Raw genomic sequence first — 8,931 nt, forward strand, 5'->3', positions numbered from 1 at the left:
CGCCCTCTCGTTCTGCCGTCTCAGTCCAACGGCTCGTCGAGCAGGGACAGACGCAGCAGGTGGCACTCGGGATAAGTCGGGCCGCAGACGATGAACACGGTGAACGCGACATCGTGCGAACTCGTTACCGGCTCGCTCTCCCAGATACCCGCCCGGTGCCGGACGCCGGTCACGGTGTAGGCCGTCGTCCCCGGCGCGAACCCATCGGGTCCGGCCTCGGCGAGAGCCTGCTCCCACAGCGTCGGCACACTCAGGCTGTCGAGCTCGATTCGCTGGCGAGTGGAGTAGCTGCGCAGTTGCCGCCATGCTTCGTCGTTGGGCAGATACCCGGCGATGTCGGCGACCAGCCCCGGTGTCGACTCGCCGCTCGGATCTCCAACGGCGACCAGCCGTTCGACGTAGGTGTTCCTGCTGGTGGCGCCGGCCGTGTCCCAATCGAACAGCCCCGCTGCCACGCGACGCGCGAAGGTCTCGGGATCAGCGGTCGGTGACAACGGACGCAGCACTCCTGACGTGTCCTCAGTCGCCCCGAGGGTCCACGACCCCGACCCGTGCAACTCAGGCGCCGGGACCAGTCCTGGGTCGCTGGGCGTGCCGGATCGGAACGAGACGGTGGCGAAGATGAGCGCCGCGAGGAGCGCGAGACAGACTGTCGCGGCGACGAGCACACGACGAGTCGGGAACTGATCCGGGGCTTCGCGGAGCATGAGGGGTTTCCTTCCGGCGGGGACTTGGGTGGACACGACATAGGTGTCCACGTGGCCCCGACGGTCGTGCTCAGGCGCTCATCGCCTCGCTGTCGACGGCAGCACGGGACGCACGCACTGCCTCAGCGAACGCGACTGTCTCGGCGACGACGCGCTCCCAGGATTCCCATTCCTCGTCACCCAGGCCCTCGGCGATCTCGGCCGGGTCATAGTGCTCGGTCCAGCCGTCGAGGTCGCGCCACGTCAGCCGGAAGGAGCGCAGGCTGTGCATGGTGGGTGACTTTGGTTTGCCACGATCGGTCTTGCTGGGGCTCCGGCGTCGCTTGGCGGTCTTGGCACGCTCAAGCGCTTCGGCCGCGAGACGTCGAAGTTCGGCGGCCTCGATCAGCGCCTTCTCGTCCGCGGCGAACCGGATGGCCGCCTGAACACGTTGAAAGGCAGGATCTACGGGATCACCGGCCTCGATCTGCGCCAGCTCGACCGCGACGACCTCGCGCACCGACTCGGGCTGGTCCTCGTCGGCCGCGATGTCCTGAAGGCGCCCAATCTGCTCAAGCCGCGTGTATGACGCTGTGCCCGTCACGGCCTCGGCGGCCTGCACGCGCGCCTTGCCGGAGAAGCCTCCCAACGGTGGTGTCGAATCGACACCACCGTTAGAGCCATCAGGCTGCGTCTCGTTCAACGGTGGTGCCGAATCGGCACCGCCGTTCCACCGGGGCTGATACGTCGGGGTGAATCCCTCAGCCGCGCGACGTCGAGCTGCGTCCTCGCCCATGAGCAACTTCAGTTCGCGGTAGAGCGCGGCAGCTTCGAGTTGGCTGTATGGCTTGTGCAGCACGTTGTCGTCTTGCTGTGCCAGCAGCCGGTTGAGCAAGTCGGAGATTCCAGAGCGCACCCACACGTTGCAGGTGCGCCAACCCAACCGTTGCATGGCAACGAGGCGGCGCCACCCGCACACGAGCACACCGTCCGGGGTCACGGTGATCGGTTGGAGAAGCCCCAGTTCCTCGATGGACTCCATCAGCGTTTCGATGTCGCCGGGGTCCTTGCGATGCCGTGAGCCAACGATGATGGAGTCGATGCGCCGCTCAAGCTCAATGTGACCGTTGGCGCTCGCGTCAGGCATGACTGACCCTGATGGTCCGGGGCGAGGCGGTGACGATGCTGCGCACCAAGGCGTCGTCGGTCAGCAGTTCGGTGACGCTATGCCCGATCAGGAGCCGCAGAAGGACGCCGCGTCCTGCCGTCGTGTGGGCATGGTCCGGAGTCTGATTGCCCAGCACGACGCGGAGTAGAACCGCCCATGACGCCCGGCTGAGGTCGAGGAGGGCGCAGGCGTGCAGGTCGCGCCGCAGCACCTCGTGTGCGGCGCTGCGTGAGCCTGACTCGATCACCCTCGCGCAGATGTAGTCGATCCCTGAGCGTGCGGTGTCGACGGGCCAGCCGAGCAGGCTCAACAGCACGACGGCCTGCTCAGCTGCCTGCCACGCGCCCGTCGGTTCCACGCCCGCTTCGGCGGGCTCGCCCAGGTCGTTCTGCTCGGCAGCAACATGGAAGGCGGGGTGGTAGTCGATCAGTGCGACGTCTCGGTCGCTGAACCGCTCGGCGTCGTGATGAGCGGAGATCTGCGGGCGGCGTGCTTGGTGAGTCGAGCACAGGAGCCCGTTGGCGCGTTCTTCAGCGATCAGCGTGACCTGCACCGCGCGTGTGACCACGGCCCAGGGGTCGAAGGCGTCGCGCGCGGCCCGGGTGCGCATGACCTCGAATGCGGCGACGGCTGCGTCCTCGGGTTCCAGATGGTGCTTACGTGCGAGTGCCCCGTACTTGTCCATCGCGTAGAGCATCAGTTCTGCTGCTTCGGGGTCTTCGCGCCAACTCTGCTCACCGGCGGCGTGCAGGCGGTGCAACGTCGCACGCAGTCCTTCGGAGTTGGTGAACGGCGGACGTGTGTCCGCTGGCCGCTTCACAGCGCAATCCCTTGGTCGGTGACGGTCGGCGCGGATGCCTCGGGTCGGCCGATGGCGTTGCGGGTTATCCGTCGTCGGACCTTCCACGCTGCCTGCGCCGGAGTGCGGCGAGCCCGCCGTGCGAGCTCAGCCTCCAGGTCGATGCCGCGACGCAGCCGGTCGGAGCCGAGGGTCGTCACCAGCTCCGACGGGCGCACCCAGGCGATCGTCTTCTGGGCCTTGGCCGGCTCCGCTCCTCGGCGTTCGGCCGGACTGTGGGATGGATCGCGGTGGATGGCCAGTGCCGAGACTTCGGCCTCGGCTGCCCCGGTTGCCCGTGGCGCCGGGTCGAGGGTCCTGTCGGTCCTGTGTTCATGGGGGTCGTGATTCATTGCTGCTCCTTCGTGATGGGTGCGGTGAACGACTCGGGGGTCGAGTCGAGGGGTGCCAGCCAGCGGCCGACGGTCGAGGGGTGGACGCCGAGGTGGCGGGCGATGGCGCGGTTGCTCATCCCGTCGAGCCGCAGTTGCTCGGCCTCGGCGCGCTGGTCGACGGCGCTCGGCTTGGACGGCGGTGCGGCTGGTGCAGGGGGTGGCTCACCTGGGCCAGGTTGGGTTGCGGTGTCGACGGTGCGTGTCAGATGAACGGTCAGGTGCGTGATGGCGAGCAACACCACGGGCGGCACCGACGCAACGGCTGCTGCAACGACTGCGGGCACGGATGCGTCGGCGGCGATCACCGCGTGCAGCGCATTGGCCGCGACCGAGACGGCTGCGCCGGAGGCGAGGAGGAGCCACGGATACCAGGTCGCCCGTGGCCTTGCCGCCGGGGAGAGGGCGACCACGGCGACGGTGGCGACGACGATGATGCCGTCGACGATGAGCGGCCATGCCCACGCTTGCTCTGGTGCGATGCCCGACCGCCGGGCCAGATCGGCCAGCGAGGTGAACGAAAGCCAGAACGCACCGGCGGCGATCAGCACGGTCCCGGAGACGGCGGTGGCGACGACCGGACTCATCGACTTGATGCTCACGGTCCCGTCACCCCCATCGGCGTCGTTCCGGTAGCCGGGGTTCGCTGGAGATCGGGGGACGTGGTGCGGTACGCCGACCGGATGGTCGTCTCTGCCTCGCGTTCGGTCAGGCCGGCGGCGCGGGCAGCCTCGCCGAGCACGGCCAGGGAGGCGTCAAAGTTGTGACCGGCTTCGACCATTCGGCACGCCGCCCAGAACAGCCCTTGGTTACGGGCTCCTTCGGGCCTGGACGCCACCCACGCCGCCAACCGGTCAGGACTGGAGCTTGCTGCGGGCGGGAGCATGGTCCGTGAGGTCGGGGCGGGGCGAGGGGGTTCGAGGAACCGGCGCAGCGCCGTGGTGTCGATGGGCGAGGGACGGCGGTCGGTGATCGAGGCGACGCGGTACTCGGCGATGGTTCCGCTGAGCAGGGTCGCCCGAGATGGTGGGAGTACCACGTAGCCGCCGTCGCCCCGGCAGTCGACGTGCTGGCTGGGGACCTGCCAGCAGCGCTGGTCGACACCCGGCTTGGAGGGGTAGCAGGCGTGGAGGCCACCCGAGGGGGTGCGCACCATCCAGGCCCAGCCCTCGACGAGCCCGGCTGAACGCGCACGCTCGAAGGCGTCGACGCCGCTGCCAGAGGCGTGGACGTCTACGTCCACGACGACGATGCCCGAGGGAGCCCCGGTCGGCATCGCAATGTTTGCCTCCGGCCAGCGCCCCCACCACTGCGCGACTCGGCCCGGGTCAGTGGATGCGTCGAGGAACCCCCGGCGGGTCAGCGGCTGCTTGCCCAGAGGAACGCACGGGAAGACCGGAACGCCGGCCCGCGCCAGGTGACGCGCGGCGGTGCCGAGGTTGGGCGCGTCGCCGAGGCCGGCGAGCAGGTCCGGTGACCACGCCGGGAGTTCTCGTGTCGAGCTGTTCATGTGCTCGACGTTGGTCGCAGGGGGTTACCGGATGGGTTCCCCCACGAGGGGTTCCCCCAGGGTTCCCCCAAGGGGGAACCTCTGCCGGATTCCGCGTTTGCGCAGGTCAGCTGGGGGTTCCCCAAAAAGTTGGAAAAAGTTTCGCGCTACCCCTTGCGCGGGGTCGGAACGGGGCGGTTTCCGCTCGGCTGGGAGCCGTTCTGGGACCGTTTGCTGGTCATATCCTGGGTTCGCGGCGGCAGTTCGACCGGTCCGAGGTCGTCGTCGCTGCGGTTGTAGATCCGGTCGTTGAGGAGTTGCTCGGCCAGTTCCTCATGCCCTTCGGCGGAGGCCACGGCCACGAGGTCGAGGTTGGTGATCTCGTCGTACGGTGCAGCGTGGTGGGCGACCTCGACGGCTTCGTGTGCCATCGCCAGGTCTCCTTCGGCGAGGGCATGGGTCGTCACGATGTGGGCGACGTCCACGATGGCGCAGGTGAGGATGTGGTCGAGCCGGTCACCCTCCAGGACCCACGCCCACCCGTTGGTCCGGAGTTGCCCGAACGGCTGGCCGGTGACCAGTCTGAGCGCAGTCACGAGGTCGCTGATGCCTGCCGCACCCCGGGCTTGCCCGCGCGCGCGTAGGCGACGGAACAGGTCGGCGTCCAGCAGCACGTCGTCGACTTGATAGAAGTGACCGCCTCGTTGCCGGGCGGCCCGGGACTCGTCGGCTTTCGGGAGGTGTGGTCCGCTGGTGTGAGGGTTCGTGCCGAGCCAGGAGCGAAGCGCGTTCATGTCCACACGGGCGCGCTTGGGTGTGATGGCGAAGGCGTCGGCGACCTGCGCTGAGGTCACCCCGTCGGGATGGAGGGCGAGGTACGCCAGCATCTCGGTGTAGAAGGGCTTGCGGCCGGTGATGTCCGTCGCGTCCCCGTGAGCACGCCCATGCACGGGTCCCAAGACGCTGATGCGCGGGAGGCGGCAGGTGGGGTCGAACCACCATGCGACTTCCTGATCCAGAGTTGGGTCGGCGTCCTCGACTGCGGTGCGTGTCGTCTCAGGGACGACGGGTGCCAGGATCTCGACATCCTCGGGCGTGGTCGCCGCGACATCGGCATACTCACTGGTCGGTCTGGGCAGAAGTGCTGTTCCTCCCGCCGGCCCCACGGGCCGTGACTCCACGAACTCGTCGCGCAGCGCGCCAGCCTTGTCCACCAGCCTGTCGCGGCCGATGGCCTCTTCGTCCACGGGGACCGGCGTGAGGTTGGTGTCGCGGGTGACGTCGAGAATCGCAGCGCACGATGATGCCTCCTCGTCGCTCAATCCTGCCGCCGCCATCGTGAGGCCGAGGATGGGAATGGTGAGCCGCGTGGACTCGTCGACATCCACCACCAGTGAATCCGCGGTGAGGTGGTCGCCGACGGTGACCACGGTGATGCCGCGAGCCGAGTGGGAGGTGTTGGCTGAGGTGATTGCGTGTGACGCATCGGTGTCCGCATAGGTGCGTTCCAGGAGCAGGGCGCGTTGTCGCTCTGGGGCAAGCCCGGGGATGCCGGGTTGGCTGAGGTCTGCGGTGAGCTTGTCGAGGAGCCGGGTGTCGTCGTGATGGTGGAGTCGGGCGGGGTCGAGGTCGACGAGTGTGCGTGACAGCCCGAACGTGTCGATGTCGACCTCGGCTGACCAAGGGTTGAGCGCCAGCTCGGCGGCCAAGTGGCGGAGGAAGTCCTCGCCGCCGGTGCCCTCTCCCGTGACGGCGACGTGTGCTGCGTGACCGAGGTTGAGGAACCAGACGGTCCCGTCGTCGTCTTGTCCGATGGTGACCAGGAGTGGGTACGGCGGTGGGCTCTGGTCGCTGTGCTCCGTGCTGGTGCCGTGGAGTCGCGCGGTGCGGTTGCGACCTGTTCCGGTCCACGGCTCGGGCAGAGTCGCGTCCTCATCGTCCACACTTAGATGGAGCGTTGCCTCGGCGGCCGAGAGCGCGACAGCGATCACCTCGGGCAGACCGCGAGGACTGGTGTTGATCTGCCGCAGGGCGTGGTCAAGGGCCTCGATCTGCTGGGCCATCGAGGACCCTTCTACGTGGAGGGTCTTCTCCAGGTCGTTCAGTGGCGCAGGCGGTGGTACGACGATATGCCCGGGCCGCCGGTAGCGCAGTTGGGTGCGCTGGCGGCGGCGCAGCGCGGTGAGGAGCCCGGCGGCAAGGATTGCACCGGCACCGGCCAGTCCCGGAACGAGCCAACCCGGCGCGTCAGCGTTCAGGCCCTGGTCGGCGTCCTCCTGCGCGTCAGCAGCAGGGTCGTGCCCGGTGTCGGGGCTCTCGGTGCCCGTGCCCTCCGGCTCGACCGGCTCCTGTTCCGGCTTGGGTTCGGTCGGTTCGACATCGACCGGGGGCTCAGCGATCGGAGGCTCGATGATCGGCGGGACCTGTGCACTGGTGCCAGGGACGGTCACCTTCCATCCGGGTCGGATCAGGTCCGGGTCGGTGAGCCGCTGCCCATCGGGTTGCACGGTGTCGCGCGAAGCCTCGAAGATCTCGGGGTAGCGCTCACCGGAACCGAGCTTCTCGTCGGCGATCTCCCACAGCGTGTCGCCGGATTCCACGACGTAGGTCTCTTCTGGTTGGGGTGCATCTTCGGTTTCCTCGCGGGTGGGTGCTGCGTCGCTGGGCAGGCGCAGGACCATGCCGGGGTCGATGAAGTCCGCGCGGCCCCGGAGAGCATCCGGGTTGAGGCTAACGATCTCGTGGAACCTCATCGGGTCCCCGAGCTGCTCTTGGGCGATCTTCCACAGGCTGTCACCACGGCGCACCGTGTAGTCGAGTGTCGTCGCCTCGTCGGGGCCGGAAGTGACCACGGGGGTTGCAGCGGTGGCAGTCTCGGCGAGCGGCGTTGCCGTCGGGATCACGATCTGCTGAGGCGTCTCGGGAGCAGCGTGGGCTGCCTGTGGAGCGAACGCCGGTGCGATCGCAGGGGTGGCGACGAACAGTAGGGCGGCCACGGCTACGAGATTCCCGACTTGATCTTGAAGCGGTCCGAGACCAGGGAGGCGTGGGGCCGGTACGCCACGGATGAAGGCGAGGATTTCGAGGGCGAACAGCGCCGTCATGGCTGCCCACGCAAGCCAGGCGACCACAGCGACAACGAGCAGAGCGAGGGTGCCGTCGTCCGGGTTGGTCAAGAGTGAGCCGATGTCGCCAAGGCTTTCGTGCCAGGGCTTTGCGTCGATGGCGAAGAGCAGTGGCGGCATCCCGATGACGAAGGCGGCGATCAGCAGTGTGGCTCCGAGGCCGGAGAGGCGGTCGCGTACTCGCCCTCGCGTGGTGGGTCTCATTGTTCGGTTCCTCCCAGGCTGCGGACGATGCGGGCTGAGGCATCTGAGGTGACGGTGAGGTCGCCGATGCCGATGAAGGAGAGGAACGTGGGTGTGTAGGTGTCGGTGACGGCGACATGGATGGTGTCTTGGCCGGTGACGGTGACCGTGCCCTCGATGCCGGCGGCGGCGAGGTACTGCTCGGCGGCGGTACGGGCGGCGGTGGCATCGACGCGGACGTACTGGCCTTGGATGGCTGGGGCGGGCTGTACTTGCTGGGCGCCGGTGCGGGCTGCTTCGGCGGCGATGTTGTGGGCACGCTGTTTGGCGTGGACCTGGCCGCCGAGGTCGACGGCGAGCCCGACGAGCATCATCATCACGAAGCTGGAGGTGACGAGCCAGATCGAGATGGAGCCACGCTCGTCCCGGTGGCGGTGGCGGTGGCGGTGGCGGTGGCGGGTAGAGGTTTGGGGTGTCATCCGCGTTCCCTCCAGGTGTCGATCGGGCTGGTCGTGGTGGCCTTGATGAGGCGACTGCCAGGCACTCCGGGTACGGACAGGTCGGAGAGGTCGAGGCGGCACTGGACGGTCACTGTGACGGTTGCTGTTTCGCCGACCGTGCGGCTGAACTGGCTGGTGTCCACGGTCACGTCGATGTCGAGACAGTTGATGCTTTGGTTGGACAGGCTGGTGGTCGCTGCCGCGATGGCCTTGTTCTTGGCGACGGTCGCGGTGCGTTCGATGGACGCGGCGCGGGCGGCATCGGCGGCGGCGGTCTCGACGGACTGATGGGTGGTCGCCGTCCTTCCCCCGAAGATGATGAGCCCGACGAACAGCACGAAGGCGGGCACGCCAACCACGGCCTCGACCGCAGCTGAGCCCCGCTCGTCCCTCACCAGTCGCCGCCATCTGGCCCGCCCGGATGTCATGGTGTCCCTAGTGCCGTGGGTTCGTTGAGCCCCAGAGTTCCTGCGTGGGCCGTTGTTCCTGCTCATCGGGCGCATGCGACACCACCACAAATCTGCGAGATTTCGTCGGGATTCCTGAACAA

Annotated in this window: 9 protein-coding genes and 1 pseudogene; all 10 read right to left on the reverse strand. The window is 68.2% G+C overall.

All coding sequences use genetic code 11. The features are described 5' to 3' along the window. Positions 1 to 20: 20 nt before the first annotated feature. Positions 21 to 707 carry a hypothetical protein gene (locus AB7I40_RS23325; protein ID WP_428347784.1) on the reverse strand — a complete coding sequence of 229 codons (687 nt, stop codon included), beginning with the start codon at positions 705 to 707 and terminating at the stop codon, positions 21 to 23. Positions 708 to 777: 70 nt separating this feature from the next. Continuing rightward, entirely contained in the window at positions 778 to 1,581 is an 804-nt protein-coding gene (locus AB7I40_RS23330; RefSeq protein ID WP_428348143.1) for a hypothetical protein, read from the reverse strand. Positions 1,582 to 1,602: 21 nt separating this feature from the next. Continuing rightward, positions 1,603 to 1,833 (reverse strand): annotated as a pseudogene (locus AB7I40_RS23335) (ParB N-terminal domain-containing protein); the annotation flags it as partial. Beyond that, on the reverse strand, positions 1,826 to 2,674 hold the full coding sequence (locus AB7I40_RS23340) for a serine/arginine repetitive matrix protein 2 (protein ID WP_428347782.1): 849 nt from the start codon (positions 2,672 to 2,674) through the stop codon (positions 1,826 to 1,828). The pseudogene AB7I40_RS23335 and the gene AB7I40_RS23340, both read right to left, overlap by 8 nt. Next, the gene (locus tag AB7I40_RS23345) at positions 2,671 to 3,045 is read right to left on the reverse strand and encodes a hypothetical protein (protein WP_428347781.1); all 375 of its coding nucleotides are present in this window, start codon (positions 3,043 to 3,045) and stop codon (positions 2,671 to 2,673) included. The genes AB7I40_RS23340 and AB7I40_RS23345 overlap by 4 nt, the downstream gene beginning before the upstream one ends. Beyond that, complete coding sequence (locus AB7I40_RS23350; protein WP_428347780.1) at positions 3,042 to 3,671, reverse strand: DUF2637 domain-containing protein; 630 nt, start codon at positions 3,669 to 3,671, stop codon at positions 3,042 to 3,044. Before AB7I40_RS23350 ends, AB7I40_RS23345 begins: the two co-directional genes overlap by 4 nt. An 11-nt stretch (positions 3,672 to 3,682) precedes the next feature. Then, a complete protein-coding gene (locus AB7I40_RS23355; protein WP_428347779.1) occupies positions 3,683 to 4,594 on the reverse strand; it encodes a bifunctional DNA primase/polymerase in 912 nt (303 codons plus the stop codon). Between the two features lie 146 nt (positions 4,595 to 4,740). After that, the gene (locus tag AB7I40_RS23360; protein WP_428347778.1) at positions 4,741 to 7,902 is read right to left on the reverse strand and encodes a LysM peptidoglycan-binding domain-containing protein; all 3,162 of its coding nucleotides are present in this window, start codon (positions 7,900 to 7,902) and stop codon (positions 4,741 to 4,743) included. Next, positions 7,899 to 8,360, reverse strand: coding sequence for a TadE/TadG family type IV pilus assembly protein (locus tag AB7I40_RS23365; RefSeq protein WP_428347777.1), 462 nt, complete (start codon positions 8,358 to 8,360; stop codon positions 7,899 to 7,901). Before AB7I40_RS23365 ends, AB7I40_RS23360 begins: the two co-directional genes overlap by 4 nt. Next, positions 8,357 to 8,776: a TadE/TadG family type IV pilus assembly protein gene (locus tag AB7I40_RS23370; RefSeq protein ID WP_428347776.1), complete on the reverse strand. Its 420-nt coding sequence runs from the start codon at positions 8,774 to 8,776 to the stop codon at positions 8,357 to 8,359. Before AB7I40_RS23370 ends, AB7I40_RS23365 begins: the two co-directional genes overlap by 4 nt. Positions 8,777 to 8,931: the final 155 nt, after the last annotated feature.

The organism is Nocardioides sp., assembly GCF_050246775.1.
GTDB lineage: Bacteria > Actinomycetota > Actinomycetes > Propionibacteriales > Nocardioidaceae > Nocardioides.